Origin of the sequence: Dietzia papillomatosis NBRC 105045, from assembly GCF_001570845.1 — a bacterium.
GTDB classification, from domain to species: domain Bacteria; phylum Actinomycetota; class Actinomycetes; order Mycobacteriales; family Mycobacteriaceae; genus Dietzia; species Dietzia cinnamea.
The window spans coordinates 56,679-80,277 of sequence record NZ_BCSL01000011.1; the positions used below are offsets into that span (position 1 = coordinate 56,679).

General features: G+C 72.4%; 25 protein-coding genes. 13 read left to right on the plus strand and 12 right to left on the minus strand.

What is annotated here, in order from left to right; translation table 11 throughout:
- The first annotated feature begins 19 nt into the window (after window positions 1-19).
- On the plus strand, window positions 20-766 hold the full coding sequence (locus DPA01S_RS05710) for a nicotinamide mononucleotide transporter family protein (protein WP_061228541.1): 747 nt from the start codon (window positions 20-22) through the stop codon (window positions 764-766).
- Window positions 767-1,201: 435 nt separating this feature from the next.
- Here the strand turns inward: DPA01S_RS05710 and DPA01S_RS05715 are convergent, their stop codons facing one another.
- Window positions 1,202-1,810 (minus strand): class I SAM-dependent methyltransferase, encoded by a 609-nt coding sequence (locus tag DPA01S_RS05715; protein ID WP_061228540.1) that lies wholly within the window; start codon window positions 1,808-1,810, stop codon window positions 1,202-1,204.
- Window positions 1,811-1,889: 79 nt separating this feature from the next.
- Window positions 1,890-2,879 carry a glucosyl-3-phosphoglycerate synthase gene (locus DPA01S_RS05720; RefSeq protein ID WP_061228539.1) on the minus strand — a complete coding sequence of 330 codons (990 nt, stop codon included), beginning with the start codon at window positions 2,877-2,879 and terminating at the stop codon, window positions 1,890-1,892.
- A gap of 80 nt (window positions 2,880-2,959) precedes the next feature.
- Here DPA01S_RS05720 and DPA01S_RS05725 point away from each other — a divergent pair, with 80 nt between their 5' ends.
- From DPA01S_RS05725 to DPA01S_RS05755, 7 genes are read left to right on the plus strand one after another with little or no spacing between them, the layout of a single operon-like run.
- Window positions 2,960-4,243, plus strand: a complete 1,284-nt coding sequence (locus DPA01S_RS05725; RefSeq protein ID WP_061914514.1) for an acyl-CoA dehydrogenase family protein — start codon at window positions 2,960-2,962, stop codon at window positions 4,241-4,243.
- Between the two features lie 14 nt (window positions 4,244-4,257).
- Window positions 4,258-5,571, plus strand: a complete 1,314-nt coding sequence (locus DPA01S_RS05730; RefSeq protein WP_061914518.1) for a phosphotransferase family protein — start codon at window positions 4,258-4,260, stop codon at window positions 5,569-5,571.
- Window positions 5,571-6,281 (plus strand): histidine phosphatase family protein, encoded by a 711-nt coding sequence (locus tag DPA01S_RS05735; RefSeq protein ID WP_061914521.1) that lies wholly within the window; start codon window positions 5,571-5,573, stop codon window positions 6,279-6,281. The genes DPA01S_RS05730 and DPA01S_RS05735 overlap by 1 nt, the downstream gene beginning before the upstream one ends.
- A gap of 36 nt (window positions 6,282-6,317) precedes the next feature.
- Window positions 6,318-7,127 (plus strand): alpha/beta fold hydrolase, encoded by an 810-nt coding sequence (locus DPA01S_RS05740; RefSeq protein ID WP_061914524.1) that lies wholly within the window; start codon window positions 6,318-6,320, stop codon window positions 7,125-7,127.
- A gap of 14 nt (window positions 7,128-7,141) precedes the next feature.
- Window positions 7,142-9,346, plus strand: coding sequence for an MMPL family transporter (locus tag DPA01S_RS05745; protein ID WP_083961697.1), 2,205 nt, complete (start codon window positions 7,142-7,144; stop codon window positions 9,344-9,346).
- The gene (locus tag DPA01S_RS05750; protein ID WP_083961699.1) at window positions 9,343-10,086 is read left to right on the plus strand and encodes a lipocalin family protein; all 744 of its coding nucleotides are present in this window, start codon (window positions 9,343-9,345) and stop codon (window positions 10,084-10,086) included. Before DPA01S_RS05745 ends, DPA01S_RS05750 begins: the two co-directional genes overlap by 4 nt.
- A gap of 35 nt (window positions 10,087-10,121) precedes the next feature.
- Window positions 10,122-11,561 carry a TIGR01777 family oxidoreductase gene (locus DPA01S_RS05755; protein ID WP_061914526.1) on the plus strand — a complete coding sequence of 480 codons (1,440 nt, stop codon included), beginning with the start codon at window positions 10,122-10,124 and terminating at the stop codon, window positions 11,559-11,561.
- Between the two features lie 24 nt (window positions 11,562-11,585).
- Here the strand turns inward: DPA01S_RS05755 and DPA01S_RS05760 are convergent, their stop codons facing one another.
- The 3 genes from DPA01S_RS05760 to DPA01S_RS05770 form a co-directional block, all read right to left on the minus strand.
- Window positions 11,586-12,242 carry a TetR/AcrR family transcriptional regulator gene (locus tag DPA01S_RS05760; protein ID WP_061228533.1) on the minus strand — a complete coding sequence of 219 codons (657 nt, stop codon included), beginning with the start codon at window positions 12,240-12,242 and terminating at the stop codon, window positions 11,586-11,588.
- A gap of 70 nt (window positions 12,243-12,312) precedes the next feature.
- A complete protein-coding gene (locus tag DPA01S_RS05765; RefSeq protein ID WP_061914530.1) occupies window positions 12,313-13,674 on the minus strand; it encodes an SPFH domain-containing protein in 1,362 nt (453 codons plus the stop codon).
- 52 nt (window positions 13,675-13,726) lie between these two features.
- A complete protein-coding gene (locus DPA01S_RS05770) occupies window positions 13,727-14,161 on the minus strand; it encodes an NfeD family protein (protein WP_061914533.1) in 435 nt (144 codons plus the stop codon).
- A 68-nt stretch (window positions 14,162-14,229) separates the two neighbouring features.
- Between DPA01S_RS05770 and DPA01S_RS05775 the strand changes: the two genes are divergently transcribed.
- The gene (locus DPA01S_RS05775) at window positions 14,230-15,120 is read left to right on the plus strand and encodes a cation diffusion facilitator family transporter (RefSeq protein ID WP_061914536.1); all 891 of its coding nucleotides are present in this window, start codon (window positions 14,230-14,232) and stop codon (window positions 15,118-15,120) included.
- Window positions 15,121-15,156: 36 nt separating this feature from the next.
- Here the strand turns inward: DPA01S_RS05775 and DPA01S_RS05780 are convergent, their stop codons facing one another.
- Window positions 15,157-16,179 (minus strand): carbon-nitrogen hydrolase family protein, encoded by a 1,023-nt coding sequence (locus DPA01S_RS05780; RefSeq protein ID WP_232303033.1) that lies wholly within the window; start codon window positions 16,177-16,179, stop codon window positions 15,157-15,159.
- A gap of 140 nt (window positions 16,180-16,319) precedes the next feature.
- On the opposite strand from DPA01S_RS05780, the gene DPA01S_RS05785 reads away from it, so the two are divergent.
- The 3 genes from DPA01S_RS05785 to DPA01S_RS05795 all read left to right on the plus strand — a co-directional run bounded on the left by DPA01S_RS05785 (window position 16,320) and on the right by DPA01S_RS05795 (window position 17,614).
- On the plus strand, window positions 16,320-16,748 hold the full coding sequence (locus DPA01S_RS05785; RefSeq protein ID WP_061228529.1) for a hypothetical protein: 429 nt from the start codon (window positions 16,320-16,322) through the stop codon (window positions 16,746-16,748).
- A gap of 227 nt (window positions 16,749-16,975) precedes the next feature.
- The gene (locus DPA01S_RS05790; protein ID WP_375545264.1) at window positions 16,976-17,281 is read left to right on the plus strand and encodes an MmcQ/YjbR family DNA-binding protein; all 306 of its coding nucleotides are present in this window, start codon (window positions 16,976-16,978) and stop codon (window positions 17,279-17,281) included.
- Window positions 17,282-17,290: 9 nt separating this feature from the next.
- A complete protein-coding gene (locus tag DPA01S_RS05795; protein WP_061914539.1) occupies window positions 17,291-17,614 on the plus strand; it encodes a hypothetical protein in 324 nt (107 codons plus the stop codon).
- Between the two features lie 12 nt (window positions 17,615-17,626).
- Here the strand turns inward: DPA01S_RS05795 and DPA01S_RS05800 are convergent, their stop codons facing one another.
- The 5 genes from DPA01S_RS05800 to DPA01S_RS05820 are packed head-to-tail and all read right to left on the minus strand — an operon-like array spanning window position 17,627 to window position 22,147.
- Window positions 17,627-18,511 carry an alpha/beta fold hydrolase gene (locus tag DPA01S_RS05800; RefSeq protein WP_232303034.1) on the minus strand — a complete coding sequence of 295 codons (885 nt, stop codon included), beginning with the start codon at window positions 18,509-18,511 and terminating at the stop codon, window positions 17,627-17,629.
- Between the two features lie 60 nt (window positions 18,512-18,571).
- Entirely contained in the window at window positions 18,572-19,564 is a 993-nt protein-coding gene (locus DPA01S_RS05805; protein ID WP_061914542.1) for a glycine betaine ABC transporter substrate-binding protein, read from the minus strand.
- The gene (locus DPA01S_RS05810) at window positions 19,561-20,313 is read right to left on the minus strand and encodes an ABC transporter permease (protein WP_061228524.1); all 753 of its coding nucleotides are present in this window, start codon (window positions 20,311-20,313) and stop codon (window positions 19,561-19,563) included. Before DPA01S_RS05810 ends, DPA01S_RS05805 begins: the two co-directional genes overlap by 4 nt.
- Entirely contained in the window at window positions 20,310-21,506 is a 1,197-nt protein-coding gene (locus DPA01S_RS05815; RefSeq protein WP_061914547.1) for an ABC transporter ATP-binding protein, read from the minus strand. Before DPA01S_RS05815 ends, DPA01S_RS05810 begins: the two co-directional genes overlap by 4 nt.
- Window positions 21,503-22,147, minus strand: coding sequence for an ABC transporter permease (locus DPA01S_RS05820; RefSeq protein WP_061228522.1), 645 nt, complete (start codon window positions 22,145-22,147; stop codon window positions 21,503-21,505). Before DPA01S_RS05820 ends, DPA01S_RS05815 begins: the two co-directional genes overlap by 4 nt.
- Window positions 22,148-22,284: 137 nt before the next feature.
- Between DPA01S_RS05820 and DPA01S_RS05825 the strand changes: the two genes are divergently transcribed.
- Entirely contained in the window at window positions 22,285-23,169 is an 885-nt protein-coding gene (locus tag DPA01S_RS05825) for an inositol monophosphatase family protein (protein WP_061914549.1), read from the plus strand.
- 102 nt (window positions 23,170-23,271) lie between these two features.
- Here the strand turns inward: DPA01S_RS05825 and DPA01S_RS16735 are convergent, their stop codons facing one another.
- Entirely contained in the window at window positions 23,272-23,466 is a 195-nt protein-coding gene (locus DPA01S_RS16735) for a hypothetical protein (protein WP_129591165.1), read from the minus strand.
- Window positions 23,467-23,599 lie beyond the last annotated feature (133 nt).

A 23,599-nucleotide genomic window follows, 5' to 3' on the forward strand; every position in this document is an offset into this window, starting at 1 on the left:
CCCGTGAAAGGGGCACACGATGAGCCTCCTCGTCTCCTTCCTCGACGCGCAACTGGTGATCGGCGGAGTCCCGATCCTGTGGCGCGAGATCATCGGCAACGTCTTCGGCCTGGCCGCCGCGATCGGTGGCATGCGCCGCGTGGTGTGGGCGTGGCCGGTGGGGATCGTCGGCAACCTCACCCTGCTCACCGTCTTCCTCGGCGGCGTCTTCCACACCCCGCAGGACGTCGACCTCTACGGCCAGGCCGGCCGGCAGGTGATGTTCCTCGCGGTGGGCGTGTACGGCTGGTGGCAGTGGTCGCGGACGCGGCGGGCCAACGCGACCGCTGCTGCCGCGGCGGCCGCCCACGGTGGGCCCGTCGCTGACGCGCCCGCGGTACGACCGCACTGGGCGACGGGCCGTCAGAGGGCCGGGCTCGTGGTGGGGATGCTCGTCGGCACGCTGCTGTTCGGCTGGATCTTCGCGCAGCTCGGCTCGTGGGGCCCGTGGGCGGACGCGTGGATCTTCACCGGCTCGATCCTCGCGACCTACGGCATGGCCCGCGGCTGGACGGAGTTCTGGCTGTTGTGGATCGCGGTCGACGTCGTGGGCGTTCCGCTGCTGCTCAAGGCCGGCTACTACCCGTCGGCGGCGTTGTACCTCGTGTACGCGGCGTTCGTCATCTGGGGGTTCGTGGTGTGGTGGCGCGTCGACCTGGCGGAGCGAGCGGCGGCGGCCACGGCCGTCGGGAGGACGGAGTCGCTGGCGGAGCCGCAGCGGGCGTAGTTCCGCTGCCGGGTACGCACCGCTGCGTCGATCCGCCCTCCGATTCGCGACTTGCCCTCCGATTCACGATTCGCCCTCCGGAGTACGCTCCGCGCTAGGAACTCCGCGGGCGGATCGTAATTCGAGGGGCCGATCGCAATTCGAGGGGCCGATCGTGGCCCGAGGTGCGGATCGCGAGCCCCGCGAACACCGAGCCCGACACCAGCGCTCCGGCCGTGGGTTCGGGAGTGCCCGCCCTTTCACGTCGCGCCACCTATCCGATTTCACGCCGCCTAAGGGGTCCGATAGGTGTCGCGTGATCAGATAGGTGGCGTTCGCAGGGGCAGTCACAAACCGCCGCTCACCGCCGCTGTCAGCGCGAACGGCCCCGCGGACGGCCCTCGTGGACGGCCCCGCCGCGAACGACCCCCGCGGACGCCGAACTCGCGCGCGCCGTCAGTCGGCCCAGCGCCGCGCGTGCAGCAGGACGTCGATCGCGGTGGCCTTGCCGGCCGGCCGCAGGTCGTGTCGCAGGGAGATCACCTCGAGGCCCTCGGCACCGCGGGCGAGGTCGGCGACTCCGGGCAGGAGAGTCGGGTCCTGGGGCCCGCCGACACCGCGGCGGAGGTTCTCGGCGGCGTGGCCCAGGTAGACGAGGTGCCCGCCGGGCCGCAGCCAGGTGCCGGCGTCGCGTAGCACGGCGTCGAGTTCCGGCAGGTCGAGGTGGAGGAAGCCCACCACGACGAGGTCGACCGGCTCCGCGGGTGACCAGGTCCGCGCGTCGCCGACCACCCAGTCGACGCTGCCGCTGCGCCCCTCGTCGGAGTCCTTCGCCCGGGCCTGCTCGATCGCGACCTCGGAGAAGTCCACGGCCTGCACCCGCCAGCCGTGCGCGGCGAGCCAGCGCGCGTGCCGCCCGTCACCGCACGCGAGGTCGACGGCGGTGCCCACTCCGAGGCCGGCGTCCTCCGCGGCCGTGACCTCCGCGACGATCCGGGCGGCCGGGGTGGTCCCCCAGGCATCGGGCTGCGCGAGGTAACGGGCGTTCCATGCGGAGGCGTCCACGGGCGGTGGTCCTTTCGGTCGAGTGTGGGAGAGGTCGAGTACGGGAGAGGTCGGGTGGGGCGGACAGGAGGGAGGGCGACTACGACCCGCGCACGTCGCGCATCGGCGGCCGCTCACCGGGGTCGACGCGGACGGTCTGGGCGCGGAAGCCCCCGTCGTCGGGATCGCGCCGGTGCAGGGTCAGGGTGTCGCCGGGGGCGTCGGCGCCGGTCACGCGTCCGTGTCGCCGCAGTCGGCTCAGCATCGCCAGGTGCTGGTGCATGGCCATCACGGCCAGCGCGGAGTCGGGGGAGTTGCGGTGCACCCGTCGCCCCAGGTCCACCTGGGCGAGTGCGTCGAGGCCGTACGCCTCATAGAGGTCCACGAGAATGCCGAGGTCGACGCCGTACGCGCCGGCGAAGGGGATGGACTCGAGCGCCTCGCGCGTCCCCGCGTACTCGCCGGCGAGCGGCTGGACGAATCCGCCGAGGTCGGGCCAGTGGGTGGCGATGAGGGGCCGGGCGACGAGTTCGGTGACGCGGCCGCCGCCGGCGGGCAGGACGGTGCGGCCGTCGTCGAGGGGCCGGTCGTAGGCGCCCTTGCTGAACACGACGCCGGGTTCGGTGAGCAGCGGCCCCAGCAGTCCGGTCGCGAACGCGGGGTCGAAGTCGCGCAGGTCGGAGTCGAGGAACGCGACGATGTCACCGTCGGTGGCGGCGAGCGATTTCCACAGCGCCTCGCCCTTGCCGGGCACGTCGCCCAGGGCGGGGAGGATCTCACCCTGGGCCACGACGCGGGCGCCGGCGGCGCGCGCCACCTGTGCGGTGGCGTCGGTGGAGTGGGAGTCGACGACGACGAGCTCGTCGATCAACGGCACGCCCCGCACGAGCTCGGAATGCAGGGCGGCGACGATCGCGCCGACGGTCGACTGCTCGTCGCGGGCGGGCAGCACGACCGAGATGCGGCGGCCCGCCTTGGCCGCGACGAGGTCGCCGGGGCGGAAGTCGGCCGCGCGGTAGGTTCGTCGCGCCGACCAGGCACGAACCGGGTCCGCCCGGTCGGCGAGGGTCGTCCGCGAATGCTCGGTCACGTCCGCGATCCTGCCAGAGCCGGGGACGTGGTGGTCTCGAGCGCCGGGCCCGGGTGGGAGCGGTGTGCCACGATGCACATATGGACTTCTCCCCGTCGCCGCGCGCCGCCGAGCTCACCGCCGCGGTCCGCGAGTTCATCGACGCCCACATCGCCCCGGTCGAACCGGACATCCACGCCGACATCGCCCGGCGCCGTCTGTCCGGGCGGGACCCGTGGGCGGTGGACCCCCGGGTCGGGGAGTTGCAGGCGCTCGCGCGCGAGCAGGGGCTGTGGAACCTCTTCCTGCCGGCCGGCCACGAGCGTCCCTACGCGGAGCGCTACGGCACCCGCGGCGGCACGGGCCTGACCAACACGGACTACGCCCCGGTCGCGGAGGAGATGGGCAGCTCGTTCCTGGCCCCGCTGGTGTTCAACTGCAACGCCCCGGACACGGGGAACATGGAGGTCCTGCTCAAGTACGGTTCGCAGGAGCAGAAGGACCGCTGGCTGGACCCGCTTCTGGCCGGGGAGATCCGCAGCGCGTTCCTCATGACCGAGCCCGCAGTGGCCTCCTCCGACGCCTCGAACATGGCCGCCACCGCGCGGATAGAGGGGGACGAGGTGGTGCTCGACGGTCGCAAGTGGTGGTCCACGGGCGTCGGTCATCCCGAGGTGGGCATCTTCATGGGCGTGTCCGACCCGGACGCGCACCGCTACCTGCGGCACTCGATGGTGCTCGTGCCCATGGACGCCCCCGGCGTGACGGTGGAGCGGATGCTCACCGCGCAGGGCGTCCACGACGAGCCGCTCGGCCACGGCGAGGTGACGCTCACCGGTGTGCGGCTGCCGGTGTCGAACATCATCGCCGGCCCCGGCCGGGCCGCGGAGATCGCGCAGGGCCGCCTGGGCCCGGGCCGCATCCACCACTGCATGCGGCTCATCGGGCTGGCCGAGATGGCGCTGGATCTGGCGTGCCGCCGCGCCTCCGAGCGGGTGGCGTTCGGCAAGCCGATCGTCAACCTCGGCGGCAACCGCGAGCGCCTGGCGGGGGCCCGCATCGCGATCGACCAGGCCCGCCTGCTCGTCCAGCACGCCGCCTGGAAGCTCGACGCCGAGGGGCAGGCGGCGGTCGAGGTCAGCGCGATCAAGGCCGCGGTCCCGAAGATGGCGCAGGAGGTCATCGACATGTCGCTGCAGCTGCACGGCGGCGGCGGGATGAGCGACGACTTCCCGCTGGCCGGGGCGTACGCCACCGCGCGGTCGCTGCGACTGGCCGACGGCCCGGACGAGGTCCACCTCGCCGTCGTCGCCCGCGCCATGCTCGCCCCCTACCGTGACGCCGCCGCGGCCCGGACCACCGCCGACGCCGGGTCCGACCGGTGAGCCCGCGGGACGGTATGCCCGACGACGACGCCGCCCTGCGCCGCCGCGTCCCCGGCACCGGCGCGGTGCGCGCCGAGGACGCCTTCGACGTGGAGGCCGTCGCCGCGTGGTTGCGGTCGATCACCCCCGACGACCCGGACGTGCTCGCCGGCGTGGACCTGGGCGACGACGACGAGCCGGTCCTCCCGGAGGTCCGCCAGTACACCGGTGGCGCGTCGAACCTCACCTACCTGCTGCGCTACCCCGGCGCGGACCTGGTCCTGCGGCGACCGCCGGCGGGGACCAAGGCCCGGGGCGCGCACGACATGAGGCGCGAGTACCGCGTCCAGTCGGCGCTGCGGCCGGTCTACCCGCTGGTCACGCGCATGGTCGGGTTCTGCGACGACCACTCGGTCATCGGCTCGGACTTCTACGTCATGGAACGCATGGCGGGCACCATCCTGCGCAAGAACCTGCCCCGCGACCTGCGCCTCGACCGGGTCACGACCCGGCGCCTGAGCGAGTCGGCCGTGGACGCGCTGGTGGACCTGCACGCGGTGGACGTCGCCGCCGCCGGACTGGAGGACCTCGACCGCGGCGAGGGATACGTGCGCCGCCAGGTTGAGGGCTGGTCCGCCCGCTACCGCCGCGCCCGCACCCCGGACGTCCCGGACTTCGCGCCGGTGATGAAGTGGCTGCACGCGAACCAGCCCGAGGACGTCGGCCACTGCCTCGTCCACAACGACTTCCGGTTCGACAACCTCGTCCTGGACCCCGACGACGTCACCCGGGTGATCGGCGTCCTGGACTGGGAGATGGCCACAGTCGGCGACCCGCTCATGGACCTGGGCGGCGCGCTGGCCTACTGGGTCCAGGACGACGACGGCCCGCTGTTCAAGGCCTTCCGTCGCCAGCCCACGAACGCGCCGGGGATGCTCACCCGACGGCAGGTCGTCGAGCGGTACGCGCGCCGCGCCGGCCTGGACATCACCGACGAGCAGTGGCGCTTCTACGAGGTGTTCGGCCTGTTCCGGCTCGCGGTGATCGCCCAGCAGATCAACCACCGCTACTACCACGGGCAGACCACCAACCCGGCCTTCCGCGCGTTCCGCCCCGGGGTGGCGTTCCTCGAGCAGCGCTGCCTGCGCCTCATCCGCACCGGCGACGGGCGCCTGTCACCCACGCGGATCTCCCCGAAGGACGTGATCCCGGAACTGCTCGGCGTGCCCCGCGTGGCGCTACCGCTGCTCGCCGGCGGCGTCCACGACGCCCGCGGCAAGGTCACCGGCGTCCTCGGCGGGCTCCCCGTCATCGGCGGTCTGGTCCGCGGCGCGGGGGGTGAGCGCTGATGGGCGCCATCCACCTCGTCCGCCACGGTCAGGCCTCGTTCGGCAGCGGTGACTACGACCGGCTGTCCGAGACCGGACACCTGCAGGCGCGCCTGGCCGGTGAGGACATGGCCGCCCGCGGTCTGCGGCCCGACGTCATCATCCACGGCGGCATGCGGCGCCAGCGCGAGACCGCCGAGGGCCTGCTCGAGGGCCTGCGCGCGCACGGCGACGTGGACTGCCCCGTCGAGGTCGACGAGCGGTGGGCGGAGTACGACGCCGACGCCGTCCTCGAGGCCGCGCGCGTGGCCGGCCTGTCCGCCGAGCACGGCACCCTCGACTCGGCGGGCTCCTCCGACGAGGCCAAGCAGGCCTTCCAGCGCGAGCTCGACGCGGCGCTGGGCCACTGGTCGGGGCTCGAGGCGTTCGCCCGGTACCGCGCCGACGCCGAGGCCGCCCTCGCCGACGCCGCCGCCCGGTCCGGCAGCGGCAGGACGACCTTCGTCGTGTCCTCGGCCGGCACCATCTCGCTGGCGGTGGCGACGCTGCTGGCCGACCCGGAGGGTGTCGTCGGGTTGTGGACCCGCCTGCAGCGTGTGACGGTGAACACCGGCACGGCCCGTGTCGTGGTGGGTCGGGGCGGGATGACCTGCATCGCGGTCAACGAGCACCAGCACCTCGAACGGGCGGCCGGACCGGATGACCCGCGGCGCCTGATCACCCTCCGGTGAGCGGGCGGCGGGACACGACCTCAGGAGAGACGCCCGATGCCCACGTTCCGACGCGGTCACACGACGATCGCCTACACCGACACCGGCGCGCCCGCCGGTCGTGAGGACGCCCCCGTGGTGCTGTTCGCCCACGGTCTGCTGTTCTCCGGCTGGATGTTCCACCCCCAGATCGCCCGCCTGCGGGACCGCTACCGCTGCGTGACGATCGACTTCCGCGGCCAGGGCAACTCGCCGCGTGCCCTCGGCGGGTACGACATGGACACCCTCACGGTGGATGTCGCCGAACTGCTGCGGCACCTGCGGATCCCGGTGGTCAACTTCGTGGGGCTGTCCATGGGCGGCTTCGTGGGCATCCGGCTGGCCGCCCGCAATCCTGAGACCGTGCACACCCTCACCCTCATGGACACCGCCGCCACCGCCGAGGAACCGGCCAACCGCCGCAAGTACCGGACCCTGTCGGCGGTGTACCGCGTCGCCGGCATCCGTCCCGTCCGGTCGCGGGTCGCGCCGATCATGCTCGCCGAGGGCAACCTCGACGCCCCCTGGATCGACGAGTGGATGGCGATGCTCGAGCGCACCGACCGGGCCGGACTCGTCAAGGCGATCGAGTCGGTCGCCGATCGGGACCCGTGCGAGGACGAGGCGATCCGGATCATCGCGCCCACGCTGGTCGTGGTGGGCGCCGAGGACGCGGCCACGCCGCCGGAGAAGTCCCGCCGGCTGGTCGAGCTGATCGCGGACTCGCGGTACCGCGAGATACCCGGGGCCGGGCATTCGCCCACCCTGGAACGCCCCGACGAGATCACCGCCATCCTCGAGGCGTTCCTCTCCGAATACGGCGTGTGAAGACAGGGGAATCGATGCGAGCGGGGCGCTCTGCCGCGGAGAAGTCAGGGTCGGCGGGAGGGTGGGTGGGCGTCGTCACCGGCCGGGTCTCCGCCTGGGTGACGCTGGTGGCGGTTCTGCTGGTGAGCGGGGCGGTGTTCGCGTTCGCCTCGTCGGAGAGCTCGTCCGAGGCGCCGCGGACCCTGCCCGACGACTCCGAGGCCGCGCTCGTCTCCGTGATCCAGCGGGAGTTCCCCGACTCCGGCTCGGTGCCCGCGGTCCTCGTGGTGACCCGCGAGGACGGCGCGGAGCTCGGCCCGCAGGGCATCGCCGCCGCGGTCGGCGCCGGTGAGCGCATGTCCGAGGTCGTGGGGACCCCGCCGCAGGGTCCGATCCCGTCGGACGACGGGGCCGCTGCTCTGGTGCTCGTGCCCGTCGACGCGTCGCTCATCTCCGGCGGCGAGGGGCGTGAGCTCGTCGCGGAGATGCGCTCCGTCGTCGTCGCGGGGCTCGACGACGGGCTGAGCGCGCAGCTCACCGGCGGACCCGCGTTCGCCGCGGACACGGCCGCCGCGTTCGAGGGCGCCGACTTCCGGCTGCTGGCCGCCACCGCTCTGGTCGTCGCGGTGCTGCTCATCATCACCTACCGCTCGCCGGTCCTGTGGCTGGTGCCGCTGCTCATCATCGGCGTCGCCGACCGGGTCGCGGCTCTGCTCGTCTCGTCGGTCGGCGAGGCCGCGGGCGTCACCGTCGACGCCTCGACCTCCGGCATCGTCTCCGTCCTCGTCTTCGGCGCGGGCACCAATTACGCCCTGCTGCTGGTCTCCCGCTACCGCGAGGAACTGCGCAGGACCCGGGACCGCCGCACCGCACTCCGCGACGCCTACCGCGGCGCGGTCCCGGCCGTCCTCGCCAGCAACATCACGGTCGTCCTCGCGCTGCTCACCCTGCTGCTGGCGACCCTGCCCAACTACCGCTCGCTTGGCCTGGCCGCGGCGGTCGGCCTTCTCGTCGCGCTGGTCTACGCGCTCGTCGCGCTGCCCGCCGCCCTCTCGGTGTGCGGCCGCGGCCTGTTCTGGCCGTTCATCCCGCGCCCGGGCCGGCACCACGGTCGCCACGAGGCGGGTTCGGAGCCCGCCACGCCCGAGGGCTTCGACGAGGAGGTGCCCCCCGGGGTCTGGGGCCGCATCGCCGCACGCGTCGTGAAGCGCCCGGTCACGGTGCTGGTGTCCTGCGTTCTGCTGCTGGCGGTCCTCGCGCTGGGCCTGGTCGGCACCCGCGTCGGCCTGAGCCAGACCGAGCAGTTCCGCACCGCGTCCGAGTCCGCCGCCGGTCTGGAGACCGCGGCCGAGCACTTCCCGGCCGGCGTCACGGACCCGGTCACCGTCCTCACCCGCACCGGGACCGAGGCCGGGGTCGCGGAGGCCGCGCAGGGCGTCGAGGGCGTCGTGTCCGCCCGCCCCGCAGGAGCATCGGGAACCGGGTGGAGCCGCGTCACCGTCGTGCTCGACGCCGCCCCCGCCACCGACCGGTCCGAGGACAGCGTGGTCGCGCTGCGCGAGGCGGTCGACACCGTGCCCGGCTCCGAGGCGCTCGTCGGCGGGTCCGTGGCGGAGGCCGTCGACACCTCCGAGGGCAACATCCGGGACCTGACGCTCATCGCGCCGCTCATCCTGCTCGTGGTGTTCGTCGTCCTCATCCTGGTTCTGCGGTCGCTCGTCGCGCCGCTGCTGGTCCTCACCGCGACGGCGCTGTCGTCCGTCGCCGCGCTCGGGCTCGGCACGTTCGTCACCACCCAGATCCTGGGCTTCCCAGGCCTCGACGTCGCGGTGCCGCTGTACAGCTTCCTGTTCCTCGTGGCCCTCGGCGTGGACTACTCGATCTTCCTCACCATCCGGGCCCGCGAGGAGGCCGGCACCCACGCCACCCGCGAGGCGATGGTCCGCGCCGTCGCCCTCACCGGCGGGGTCATCACTTCTGCCGGCATCGTGCTCGCCTCGGTGTTCGTGGTGCTCGGCGTCCTGCCGCTCATCGTGCTCACCCAGGTCGGCGTGATCGTCGCCCTCGGCGTGCTGCTCGACACCTTCATCGTGCGCACCCTGGTCGTCCCGGCCCTGTTCACCCTCGTCGGGGACAAGGTCTGGTGGCCGGGCGATCCGCGCCGCGGGCACCGGCGCGCCACCGGCGCCGGCCGCACCGACTCCGACACCCCCCGCCGCACAGAGGAGATCCGCGCATGAGCATCACCGCCCGCACCCACGCCCCCGCCGACCGCACACACGACCGCACCCGCCGCCCCGGCTCCCGCCTCCGCGGGCTCGTGACCGCGCTGGCCGTGGCCCCGCTGCTCGCGGCGGGCCTCGGCGCCGCCCCGGCGGCGGGCGCGCAGGACCTCACCGACGGCGGCCGCCTCGGCGGCGGGTCCTCGCAGCTGCTGCCCGACGGCGTGGCCCTCGGATCCCTCGGCGGCCCCGAGCTCTCGCAGGTCGAGTCGGTCGACCTCGAGCGCTACGCGGGGGAGTGGTTCCAGGTCGCCGCGATCCCGCAGCCGTACACCCTGCAGTGCACCAACGACACCCGCGCCGAGTACGCGGTCACCGCGCCCGGCACGGTCTCGGTCCGCAACAGCTGCGGCTCGGCGATCAGCTCGGACTCGGTGATCGAGGGCGAGGCGAAGGTCCGCGACACGGACACGAACGCCTCCCTGCGGGTGAACTTCCCGATGGTCCCGTTCCAGGACGAGGCCGGACCCGTCAACTACCGGATCACCTACCTCGCCGACGACTACTCGCTGGCGATCGTCGGCGATCCCACCCGCTCGTCGGGCTTCGTCCTCAGCCGCGAGCCCGCGCTCGACGCCGGGCAGTGGGCCACGGTGCGCGACGTCATCGAGGACCGCGGCTGGTGGTCCTGCGCGTTCCTCACCGTCCCGATGGCCGGTGGGCGGGGCGACGCCTCCCCGCTGTGCCTCCTGCCCTGACGCAGACGACCCACATCGACACGGATGAGTGACCGATGAGCATCGACCTGACCTGCACGGTCGCCGCGACGCCCGGGGAGGCGTGGCGCTACTTCGCCTCCCCGGGTGCGTTCCGCCGACTGTCCCCGCCGTTCATGCCGCTGCGTCCGGTCCGGGAGGCGGCGTCCCTGCGGGACGGCCTCGCGGTGCTCGAGCCGCGCACGGCCCTGCCCGGCCCGCTGGGCAGGCGCTTCGGTCCCCGGTGGCACGCCCGGCACGATCCCGCCGGCTACGTGGAGGGGGAGCGCTTCGTCGACCGCTGCGTGTCGCAGCCCTACGCCGCCGCGACCGGCTGGGTCCACACGCACACCGTCACCGCCGCTCCGGACGGTGAAGCGCTCCTCGGCGACCGGGTCGAGGCCCGCGTCCCCGGCGGGGCCCTCGCCCCCGTGTTCGCCTACCGGTACCGGCAGATGGCCGCCGACCTGGCCGCGATCGACCGCCACCGCGGCGCGCCGGTGACGGTCGCCGTGACCGGTGCCTCCGGACTGGTGGGCACGGCCCTGACGGCCCTGCTCGGCGTGGCCGGCCACCGCGTCATCCGCCTGGTGCGCGGACCGGTCGGCGAGAACGACGGCGACAACGACGACGACAACGACGACGAGGGCGGCGTCGCCCGGGACGGACGCGGTGGCGGGTCGGAGCGGAGCTGGGATCCGGAGGCCCCCGCCCCGGATCTGCTCGACGGCGTGGACGTGCTGGTCCACCTGGCGGGCGCACCCATCGCGGGCCGGTTCACCGATCGTCACGTCGCACGGGTCCGCGACAGCCGCGTCGGCCCCACGCGTCGCCTCGCCGAGCTCGTCGCCGCCCGCAACGGGGCCACCGCCATGGTCTGTGCCTCGGCCATCGGCTACTACGGCCCCGACCGCGGTGACGAGCAGCTGACCGAGGACTCCGCGCCGGGGACCGGGCCGGTCGCCGACATCGTGGTCGACTGGGAACGCGACTGCGACCCCGCCCGCGAGGCCGGTGCCCGGGTCGTCTCCGTCCGCACCGGCATCGCCCTGTCCGGGGCCGGCGGGATGCTGCCTCCGCTGGCGGCCCTGACGCGCGCGGGGCTCGGTGGCCGTATCGGCTCCGGCCGACAGTGGATGTCGTGGATCTCGTTGGACGACCTCACCGACATCTACCTGCGCGCGATCGTCGACCCCACGATGTCGGGGGCGGTCAACGGCACGGCCCCCGAGCCGGTGACGAACGCCGAGTTCACCCGCGTCCTGGGTTCGGTCCTGCGCCGCCCCACTCTCGTCCCCGTCCCGGGGTGGGCGCCGGCCGTCCTGCTCGGTGAGCGCGGGGCCGACGAACTGGCCCTGGCCGATCAGCGGATCCTGCCGCGGACGCTCACGGACGCCGGTCACCACTTCCGGCATCGCACGCTGCGCGCGGCGTTCGCGCACGAACTGGGCGCGGAGGAGGTCCCGGCCGCGCTGTAGCGAGGTGCCGACCGCGCTGTAGCGTCAGCGCTGCAGGATCATGGGCACGAGCACCCGGCGCGCCAGCGCCCGGATCTGCTCCTCGGAGTCCACGACGGGCGGGCCGTCCGGCATCACCACGAGCGAGTGCAGGAAGCGGCCGACCACGGAGGCGACCTCGAGCGAGAGCTGCTCGGCCTCGTCGGGCTCCATGTGGCGCGTGTGGACGTCGGCGTTCCACGTGCTGCGCACGAACTGCGCGAGCATCTCGATGATCGTCTCGAGCACCGAATCCGACTGACCGGCGAGCATCGCCATGGCCTCGACCTTGTCGCTCTCGATCATCCGACGCAGCAACTCGTTCTGGCGGATGTCGAAGACGGTGCCCACGAGCAGGTCCTCGACGTGCCGGACCGGGTCCCATTCGAGGGATTCGAACGGCGTGTACCGCGCGTTGACGGTCATCATGAGCCGCTGCGCCTCGTGCGCGTAGATCGCCCGCAGGATGTCGTCCCGTGGCCCCAGCCGACGGTAGAGCGTCACCCGCGTGACGCCGGCGGCCCGCGCGATGTCGTCGGTGCTGGTCCCTTTGATCCCGCGTTCGGCGAACACCGCGGACGCCGTCTCGATCAGACGGACGTCCTCGGCGTCCGGTTCCGCCTCCGGCGTCCGGACACCACCGCGGCCACTGTCACGAGTCACGCCCTCATGTTAGGACGTGAGGCCGCGGCGGCTGCCCGTAACGGGGTGTCGGGGGCCCGCCGGGGTTGTGCTATCGCGGAGGCTGATCGCCGCCGTCGACGGGATAGCCGCCCTGCTGGCCCTGGCCCCACCGCTGGTCGGGATCCGGCTGATAGGCCGGGTCGTAGCCCTGGGCGCCCTGCCCGCTCTGGTCGAAGCCGGGCTGACCGGGCGCGGCGCCCCGCGGGCCGTCGATCGCCTGGGTCTCCCGGCTCGACGGGGCGTCGGGGGCGGCGCCGCCCTCGGACTCCGGCACCATGTCGAACACGCCGGGCCTGGGCTTGTCCCGTCGCGGCTCCTCGTCCATCACGGAGGTGGCGCCCTTGGCGGCGGCCTCCGCGGCGGCCACGGAGCGGGCGATCTCCGGATCGGTCCGGGTGTCGAACCACTCGTCGGGGGCCGAGGGCAGATCCGCGTCGGTGTCGACGTCCGACGGCTCGTAGCGGAAGACCCCGTCGTCGTCCTTCTTGGCGACGGCCTTGGCGAAGGTCTCCAGGGAGTCGCCGAACTGAGACGGGATCATCCACATGGTGGCCGCGTCGCCCTTGGCCATCTCGGGCAGGTTCTGCACGTACTGGTAGGCCAGCATCTCCGGCGTCGGCTTGGAGGCCTTGACGGCGGCGTTGACCCGCGCGATCGCGGCGGCCTGCCCCTCGGCCACCAGGTAGCGGGCGGCCCGCTCACCCTGCGCGCGCAGCATGCGCGACTGCCGGTCCGCCTCGGCCGCGAGGATGGCCGCCTGCTTGTTGCCCTCCGCGTCGAGGATCGCGGCCTGCTTGGCGCCCTGCGCGGTGGTGATGGCGGCCTCGCGCTGCCCCTCGGCGGTGAGGATGGTGGCGCGCTTCTCGCGGTCCGCGCGCATCTGCTTCTCCATCGAGTCCTGGATGGAGGGCGGCGGATCGATCGAGCGCAACTCGACCCGGGCGACGCGCAGTCCCCACCGGCCGGTCTCCGAGTCCAGCACGCCGCGGAGCTGCTTGTTGATCATGTCGCGGCTGGTGAGCGTCTGCTCCAGCGTCAGGCCGCCCACCACGTTGCGCAGGGTGGTGGTCGCGAGCTGCTCGACGGCGATGATGTAGTTGTTGATCTCGTAGACCGCCGACTTGGGGTCGGTGACCTGGAAGTAGACGACGGTGTCGATGCTCAGCGTGAGGTTGTCCTCGGTGATCATCGACTGCGGCGGGAACGTCACGACCCGCTCACGCAGGTCGACCTTGGCGCGCACGCGGTCGATGAACGGGATGATGAGCGTGAGCTGACCACTCACGGTGCGCTGGTAGCGGCCGAGCCGCTCGATGACCGCGGCTTCGGCCTGGGGGATGAGCTTGACCGAGCTCACCACCACCGAGACGATCAGGACGACGATGACGGCGAGAAAGATCAAGCCACCCATGGGTACCTCCGGTTGAGTCGTGCGTATCGGCTGCTGCTGGGAGGCCTCGAACTCATAGGCCGCGCACGACGATCGCCGTGGCCCCCTCGATCTGGTGCACCAGGACCTTGTCTCCGGCCTCGAACGTCTCGCCCTCGATCAGCGGTCGCGCCGTCCAGGTGTCCCCGGCGATCTCGACCAGGCCGTCGGACGGCCCGATCGCCTCGACGACCGTGCCGCCGCGACCGGTGAGGGCGGCCGTGTTGGTGTCGTGCTCGGGCAGCGTGCTGAGCAGGCGCCGACGGACGAGCGGGCGGACACCGACGACGAGGATGAGCGAGACGAGCGCGAACGCCAGCGCCTGACCCCACACCGGTGCGCCGAGGAAGGCGGCGGCCGAACCGCCGAGGGCGCCTCCGGCGAGCATGAGCATGAACAGCTCTCCGCCCGCCGCCTCTCCGGCGGCGAGAAGAACCGCTGCCCCCAGCCAGGCGAATCCCACGTGCATGACACCGACCCTACCGACAACGGGCGGTCGGCAGGTGGACTCTCGGCACGCGACTACGCTCTGGGAACGTGTCGACTCTGAAGAAGTTCGCCTGGCTCTCGGTGGCCACCGCGATCGTCACCATCGCGCTCAAGGTCGGGGCGTGGTGGGTCACCGGCTCGGTGGGCCTGCTGTCCGATGCCGCCGAGTCCGTGGTCAACCTGGTGGCGGCGGTGATCGCGCTCGGCGCGATCAGCGTGTCGGAGCGGCCGGCCGACGACGACCACCAGTACGGGCACTCCAAGGCGGAGTACTTCTCGGCGGGTGTCGAGGGCGCGATGATCTTCGTGGCCGCGGCGTTCATCCTGGTCGTGAGTGTGGAGCGGCTGATCAATCCGACCCCGCTGGAGGCGCTCGGCGTCGGCCTGGCGATCTCGGTGGTCGCCGCAGCGCTCAACGGGGTCGTCGGTCTGGCGCTCGTGCGGGCGGGCACCCGCCACCGGTCACCGACTCTGCGGGCGGACGGCAAGCACCTGCTCACCGACGTCATCACCTCCGTCGGCGTGGTTCTGGGTCTCGGGCTCGCGTGGGCGACCGGCTGGCAGGTGCTCGACCCGATCGTGGCGATCGGCGTGGGTCTGAACATCCTGTTCATCGGCTACCGGTTGGTGCACGAGTCGGGCATGGGCCTGATGGACGCGACCCTGCCCGACGAGGACAACCGGCTGATCGAGGAGGTGCTCGAGCGGCACCGCGAGCCCGGCCGCGTCGACTTCCACGAGCTGCGGACCCGCGAGTCGGGCAAATGGCGCTTCGTCGAGTTCCACGCGCTCGTGCCGGGCCGGTGGACCGTCGAGCGCGGGCACGACCTGGTGGAGACCGTGGAGCAGGAGATCCACGCCGCCCTGCCCAACTCGCACATCACCACCCACCTCGAGCCGATCGAGGACGAGCGGGCCTACAACGACGTGCACCTGTAGAGCGCGTCGCGTGGCCCGCCCGTCGGCCGTCCGGCGCTACCCCGCCGTCTCCCGCGGCTCCGCTGCCCGCAACCCCGCCGCCTGCAGGCCCGCCGCGCGGCCGCGACGCCGGTAGTAGCTCCGGCCCACGACGTTCTGCTGGTGCCAGTAACCGCGCAGGAGAAGTGGTAACTCGGGGATCCAGAACCGCTCCTCGAGCGGCAGGACGGGCTCTCGGGTCCCGAGAGTGACGTCCGCGTAGACGATGTCGGGGCCCTCGTCGGCCCGCCGGGAGGCGAGCACCGTGCCGGAGGCGTCGACGATCTGCGTGGCGCCGACGTACTCCGTCTCGTACGGCACGGACACGGTCGTCCCGGGAGCGAGGAGGAAATCGGTGCGGAACGACCCGCAGTGCGAGGCCTGTAGGACCGGTGCGCCGAGGCGGCGGGCGAACTCCGTCGGTGCGCCTTCCGAGAGGCGGCGGTTGTACTCCGCGAGCGGGCCCAGTGCGCGGTCGGTGAGCCTGCCCCAGTTCCGCGGAACCGTCCACCAGTGCGTGCCGGTGACGGCGACACCGACGCGTCCCCGGAGTCTGCTCACGGTTCCGGTGCGGATGAGTTCCCAACAGCTCGCCACCCCCACGCCGCCCAGTGCTGTCTCGAACGCGCCGTCGTCACTGCCGTCGCGGTAGAAGTCGCCGCCGGTGTAGAAGCAGTTCTCCCACATCGTCGGCAGGTCCTTGTCGTGCGTGTGCACGGTCCCGTCGGGTTCGACCAGGTGGTAGCGGTTGTAGACCTCGTCGTCGTCGGCCACCACCATCGACCCACCGACGGTGAGGTGGTAGCGCGCGGCGAGGCGACGGAACATGTCCACCGCCACGTTCTCGCGCGGCAGGACCGCGTCGTGGACCTCCGCCCGCATCGGCAGCGGCGATGTACAGAACTCGGGCACCGCGATGAGGCGCGCGCCCCGCTCGGCGGCCTCGACGATCATCGTTTCCAGCCGGCCGAGCGTGAGGTCGACGCGACCCGGCACGCCCTCCAGCTGCACGGCCGCGGCGCGGACCACCTGACCCGACATCGGACCTCCTGTAGTGAGCACGAACATGGATCGAGCGTGAACGCGGACCGACCGCGAACGAGCGCGCAGGTCAGCGACCTGCCCTATGGTCGTCATCATACAAATCCCCGCGCATTGTCAAGTGCTCTTCGGAAGGACCCATGGAACTCGGCATCGACACCCTGCTCACCCTCCTCGCGGCGGGCCTCGTCTTTCTGCTGGCGCTGTTCCTCGGCGTGTGGAAGTACCGCCAGATGGCCACGAGCCCCGGCCACGTCGCACACCCGTACGTGGACATCGCGCACCGGGCGTCGTTGCTGTACTCGTTCGCGACTCTGCTCATCGCCGTGTTCGTCGAACTGAGCGGCTGGCCGACCTGGGTCAACCTCACCGCCGCCGGCGTGCTGGTGTTCTTCTTCCTCGTGGCGATCGGCAGCTACATCCTCCACGGCGCGCTGAAGGACACGACCAACCAGTTCGAGCGGCCCTCGGCCGCGCTGCACCTCGGAATGGGGGCGCTCATCCTCGGAGAGATCGGCGGGTTCGCAGTGCTGCTCGCGGGGTTCGTCTCGGGACAGTTCATGGGCTGAGTCAGTTCGGAGGCCGAGCGCGGGTCGGGCGCGGCCGGCCCGGCGGGGTCTGTGCGCCGTTCGCCCCGGCCCGGGCCGCCGGCGGTCGTATCCTCGGCGGTGTGGGCCACCCGATCATGTTCGACGCCGCGGACCCGCTGCTGGCGCGGCTGCGGCAGGTGTGCCTCGCGCTGCCCGACGCCGCCGAGAAGATCTCGCACGGACGCCCCAACTGATACACGACCAAGGTGTTCGCGGTGTATGGCGGCTCGGTCAAGGGCGACCACGCGGACCCGCTCCTGTCCCGGGCGCTGCTGTTCCTGCCGGATCCGGGGGAGCGCGCGGCGCTGGAGCAGGACGAGCGGGTCCACGTCCCGGCGTACTACGGGCCGGCCGGGTGGCTGGCGCTGCCTCTGGACGATGGAGCGGACGGCGGCGGCCCCGGGCCCGACTGGGACGAGGTCGCCGAGCTCGTCGAATCCTCGTACCGGCAGACCGCGGGAACCCGGCGGGTCGCTAGTCTCGACGACGAGCGCGGTCGCTCGCGCGACTAGGCTGGCCGCATGCCGCTGCGCCCCCGCTCCGACGCCGCCTCGCCGCGCAAGCGCTCGTCCGGCGGCAAGCGCTCGCCCGGCGACATGGATCTGGGCACCCGGGCGCTCCTCCTGGGGGTCGGCTCGCTGGTCCTGTCCTGGGTGCCGCTGCTCAACATCATCGCGTTCCTCGCCGGGCTCATGGCCGTGGCGTTCGGCCTGCTCGCGCGCTGGCCGACCGGGTGGCTGACCAACGAGGACACCAACCCGCGGCGTGGGCTGTGGGGCGTGGTGCTGGGCTCGATCGCGCTGGTCGTGTTCGTGGTGACCGCGGTGCGGTACTCGGCGCTGTAGGGGCCGGCGCGATCAGCGGAGGTTCGACACGACCCAGCCGATCGCCGTGCGCATCCGGCGGGCGAACTCCCCGGGGTGCGTCGCGCACGCGGCATGTCCGGCGTGGACCGGGAACACCGCGCTGTGAGGCAGCAGGTCGGCCATCTCGTCCTGCACCCACTGCGGGAACGCCAGGTCCCGGGTGGTCTTGACGACGGCCACCGGCAGCGTGAGCTCGTGCAGCCACGACGTCGAGTTGAAACCCGCGACCTGCGCGATGACGTTGCGGTGCGTCGCGAACGACACCGAGGACAACTCGCGCAGGGCCCACGCGTGCGGCCGGAGTACCTCGTCGTCGACCTCCTCCTCCACGACCTCGCCGACCTCCTCCGGCACCGCGTTGAGCAACGGGGCGGAGCGCGTCAGGCCACCGAGCGACATCCTCTCGATCGCGTTGCGCCGCGCGCCGGTGCCGGTCGCGGCCAGCACCAGCCCGCCGAGGCGAGACGGGTCGCGGCGCGCGGCCAGCTGGGACACGATCCCGCCCATCGAGTACCCGCCCAGCACGGGCGCGGGCAGCTCGAGGTGGTCGGCGACCCGGAGTACGTCGTCGGCGAGGGTCTCGAACGTGAACTCGCCGTGGAAGCCGTGGCCGTGCCAGCGCTGATCGAAGGTGATGAGCCGGTGCTCGCCGCGGAGCCGCTCGAACGTCTGGTACCAGTTGAGCATCCCCGTGGCCGCCATGCCGTGCAGGAGGATCACCGGCGTGAGGTGCTCCTCGCCCGTGTCGTGGACGCGGGTGGTGACCCCGTCGGCGAGCGAGACGATCCGCCCCGGCGGCAGCAGCGACAGGTCCGGCACCATCCGCGGCACACGCGTGGCCACCCGCGGCAGCGATCCGATAGGCCTCCTGGTCACGCGCAACCTCCTGGGGTCGTGTCCTGATTGTGGGGCACCCGGCGGCCGGGTGCATCCGCGTCAGTCCACGGACACCAGCCCCTCCTGCTCGAGGAAGTCCCGCGCGACCAGCGCGGGGTCCTCGCCGTCGACGTCCACGCGCATGTTCATCTCCACCATCACCTCGTTGGTGAGCAGGTCCACCAGCGGCGCGAGGACGTCCTCGATCTGCGGGTACGCGTCCAGGACCTCGCCGCGGACGACGGTCGCGAGGTTGTAGACGGGGAAGAAGCGCTGGTCATCCTCCAGGACCACCAGGTCGAGGCCCTTGACCCGGCCGTCGGTGGTGTAGACCTCGCCGAAGCGGCACTCCCGGCCGACCGAGGTGGCCTGGTAGATGATCCCCGGCTGCATGATCGGCGTGGGGACGGTGGCGGCATCGAACCCGTAGGCCTCGGCGAGCCCCGGCCAGCCGTCGCGGCGCACCGAGAACTCGGTCTCCATGCACGTGACGGCCGATTGGGGGTCGGTGCGGACGAGCTCGGCGTAGTCGGAGAACGTCCGCACCCCGGTCTCCTCGGCGGTCGCCTGGTTCATGGCGAACGAATACGTGTTGTCGACGGTCGTGGGCGGCATCCAGCGCAGGTCGTGCTCGGCCAGGTCGGCGTCGCGCACCGCTTCCCACTGCCCCTGCGGGTCGCGGATCGGCTCGGAATTGCCCAGGTAGCTCATCCACGCGGTGCCCGTGTACTCCATGCCGATGTCGACCTGCCCGGTCACCAGCGCCTGCCGGAAGCTGTTGGACCCGGCCAGCGACGACATGTCAGACACCTCCATGCCGGCCGCCGCGAGGAGGAACTCCACGAGATAGCTGGCGATGACGCCCTCGGTGAAGTCCTTTCCGCCCACCGTGATGCGCACGCCCTCGAGCTCGGGGACCGTGCCCCCGGGCCCCGGTCCCACGCTCAGGGGCACGGACCCGCCGTTGTTGAGGCCGCAGCCGGTCGCGAGCAGCACGGTGGTGAGCAGGGCGGCGGCGAGGCGTCTGACGGGCGAGGTTCTCGTGCTGGTCATCGCAGCCCCTTCGGGTTGAACAGGAGCTCGCCGACCCCGCCGAGCCAGTCGACGAACAGTGCCAGGCACACCGCGAGCACCGAGCCCACGGCCAGCGTCGTGTAGTCCTGCAGGCGGTACCCGGTGTCGATGAAGATGCCCAGCCCGCCGGCGTCCACCAGGAAACTCAGCGTGGCCGTGCCCACCGCCAGCACGAGCGTGGTGCGCAGCCCCGCGAGGATGAACGGCACCGCCAGCGGCAGCTCGACCGACCGCAGGACGCGGGCGCTCGTCATCCCCTGACCGCGCGCGGCGTCGATGAGCGCCGGGTCGACGTTGCGGATCCCCACGATGGTGTTCCGCAGCACCGGAAGCAGCGAGTAGACCGCCACCGGCAGCACCCCGATCCAGAAGCCCGTCCGGTTGGTCGCCAGGAACAGCAGCACGATCAGCCCGATCGCCGGCGCAGCCTGCCCGATGTTGGCGAACCCCACCGCCACCGGAGCGAGGAACCGCGTCCGCCGGCGGGTGAGCAGGATCCCCAGGGGAACACCCACCGCCACGACGATCCCCACCACCGTCACCGTGATCTGCACGTGCTCGAGCGTCCGCTGGGTGAGGGACGCCGCGTTGAGCGAGGCCCGCTGCGTCTCGTCGAGCTCGCGGGAGAACGCCCACCACAGCACCCCGACCGCCGCGGCCACGATGACCAGCGGCTGCACCCACAACCTCGCCGACCCGCCGCGGGCCACGGCAGCGGGCGCGCTCATGCCCGACCGCTCTGGCCGGGGACCCGGCCCTCGTCGTTGTGCCGGTGGTTGATGCGCCGCAGCTCGGCGACCAGGTCGTCGATGCCGATGGTGCCGCGGTACACCCCGTCGCGGTCCACGACCACCGTGGTGGCGCTCGCCGTGGACAGCAGCCCGTCGAGCGCCTCCTGGAGGGACGAGTCCACCGTCACGGACCCGACCACCGGCAGTCCGCCCGACCGCAGATCGGGCATCCGGGCCACCGTGTCGCCGCGCACCCACCGCAGGGGCCGGCCCGCGTCGTCGAGCACGACCGCCCACTCGTCGCCGGACCCGCGCAACCGGGTGGCGAACTCGGCCGGGTCGTCCGAGGCCCTCGCCGTCGTCGCCTCTCCCAGGTCCACGTCACCCACGCGCCGGAGGGTGAGGGTCTTGAGCGCGGCGTCGTCACCGATGAACCCGCTCACCGTGTCGTCCGCCGGGTTGGTGAGGACGGCCTCCGGGGTGTCGAACTGCAGCACCGACGACCCGGGGCCGAGCACCGCGATCCTGTCTCCCAGCTTCACCGCCTCGTTGAAGTCGTGGGTGACGAACACGATGGTCTTGCGCAGCTCGTCCTGCAGCCGCACCAACTCGTCCTGCAGCGACGCCCGCGTGATGGGGTCGACCGCCCCGAACGGCTCGTCCATGAGCAGCACCGGCGGATCCGCGGCCAGCGCCCGGGCCACCCCGACCCGCTGCTGCTGGCCGCCCGACAACTGCGCGGGGTAGCGGTCGCGGAACTCCCCGGGGTCCAGGCCGACCAGCTCGAGCATCTCGTCCACGCGGGCCCGGGTCCGGGCCTTCTTCCACCGTAGTAGCCGCGGCACCGTGCCGACGTTCTGCGCGACGGTCATGTGGGGGAACAGCCCCGACGCCTGGATGGCGTAGCCGATGGAGCGGCGCAGGGTGTCGGCGTCGAGGCCGCGGTTGTCCTGACCGTCGATCGTGATGGTGCCGGAGGTCGGCTCGATGAGGCGGTTGATCATCCGCATGGTGGTGGTCTTGCCGCAGCCCGACGGCCCCACGAACACCGTGGTCCGGCCGGCGGGCAGCTCGAGCGAGACGTTGTCCACCGCCGGCCGCTCCTGGCCGGGGTAGATCTTGGTGACGTCGTCCAGGACGATCGGGACGCCGGAGACGGACTCGGTGGTGGTCGATCCGGTACTGGTCACTGGTTCCCCTTGATGGTCAGGCGTCCGAGCAGGACGAGGAGCGCGTCGAGGACGAGCGCGAGGACGACGATGAGCACCGTCGCGGTCAGCGCCATGGGCAGCGCGGTGGGCGTGCCGACTCGCGACAGCGCCGCGAAGATGAGGTTGCCCAGCCCCGGACCTTTGACGTACGCGGCGATCGCGAGGATGCCCATCGACATCTGCGTGGAGATCCGGATCCCGGCGAGGATGGACGGCCACGCCAGCGGTAGTTCGACGCGGGCGAGCACCCCGATCCGGCTCATACCCACCCCGCGCGCGGCGTCGACGGTCGCGGCGGGCACGGCGTCCAGGCCGACGATCGTGTTGCGCAGGATCGGCAACACGGCATAGATGACCAGCGCGGTCATGGTGGGCAGCACGCCCAGACCCAGCACCGGGATGAGCAGGCCGAGCAGCGCGAACGACGGCACCGTGAGCGCCGTGGCGGCGAGGCCGGTGGCGACCGCCGACCCGGACCGGCTGCGGTAGACGGCCACGCCGATCGCCACCGACAGCAGCGTCGCCAGCAGCACCGCCTGCACCGTGGCGCTGACGTGCTGCCATGAGTCCGTGGCCAGCTGGAGGCGGCGCGTGGAGAGGAAGTCCATCAGGGCGGTCATCGCATCTCGGCTCTGTCGGGTCGGCGCGGTACGGGTGCGACCACGTTAGCCCCGTCCGCACCTGTAGAGGGCGGAGTCGGGATATCCGACTCCCGGATCGGCTGTGGCGGCGCGGTGCGGTCGTGCACCATGTAGACATGACGCCACGGCCCACCCGTCCCCTGGATCCCGACCTGACGGAGCACCTCGACGAACTCCTCGCCGCGAGCGGCCGCATCGCCCGCCGGCACTTCTACGGTGACCTCGCGGCGCTGGCCGCCACGGACAAGGGCGGCGCGGGCACGGGCACCGCGGACTCGAACGGCGCGGCCGTCGGCGGAAACGGGCACCGCTACGATCCCGTGACCGAGGCCGACCGTGCGATCGAGGAGCTCCTGCGCGCGGGGATCTCGTCGATGTCCCCGGGCGACCGGGTGGTGGGGGAGGAGAACGGCCTCACCGGTCCCGCCGACGCCGCCCGTACGTGGTACCTGGATCCGATCGACGGGACCAAGGCGTTCCTCACCGGGATGACGGGGTGGGGGACCCTGGTCGGCGTGGTGGAGGGCGGCCGCGCCGTCGCGGGCTGGATGGACCAGCCGGTGTTGGGCGAGACGTTCTCCGCCGTCCACGGGCGCGCCACCGTGCGGCGCCGCACCAACGGACCGGAGGCCATCGACCTGCGCGTATCGGGCTGCACGGAGCTGTCCGAGGCGATCATGTACACCACGCACCCGTCGATGTTCGGCGACGACGGCGAGGTCCGCAGCCGCTACGACGACCTCGGCCGCCGCGTCCGCCTCCAGCGCTTCGGCGGGGACTGCTACGCCTACTGCATGCTCGCCGCGGGGCGCGTCGATCTGGTCGTGGAAGCCGACCTGAAGTCCTACGACATCGTGGCGCTGATCCCGATCATCGAGGCCGCGGGCGGCGTGATCACGGGCCCGGACGGCCGGCAGCCGCTCGAGGGCGGGACCGTCGTGGCGGCGGCGACGCCAGAGCTGGCCGAACAGGCCTGGGCGGTGCTGCAGCCGGAGCGGTGAGAGGGGAGGAGCTGCCCCTCCGGTAGGGCACGACGACGCAGACGCGCCCCCCGACGAGAAACGTCGAGGGGCGCGGAAGGCACTACTTAAGAGTCCCCTGAATCAGCGAGGCATGGGAGGCAGCGTGATGCCCAGCTGCTCCGCCTGGATGAAGGCTTCCTGGGGAAGCATCCCCATGCTGTGCGCGACGGCGCCCCAGAACGAGGTCGAGGTGACCAGGCCGACGGCCGTGGGGATCAACGCGGTGAGGGACAGGGTGGGCATAAGGCTGAGTGCCGCGAGTCCTTGATTTCCCATTGAGGATTCTCCTTGTTTCGTCCGAAGTTCGGCTCGGTTTCTTTGGGGACGTTAAGAATCTACCAAACATAAGTTCTTGCCCATGTCAGGGGGGTTAACGCCGCAGGTTGGTCTCTGCGGCCGCTCGCATCCA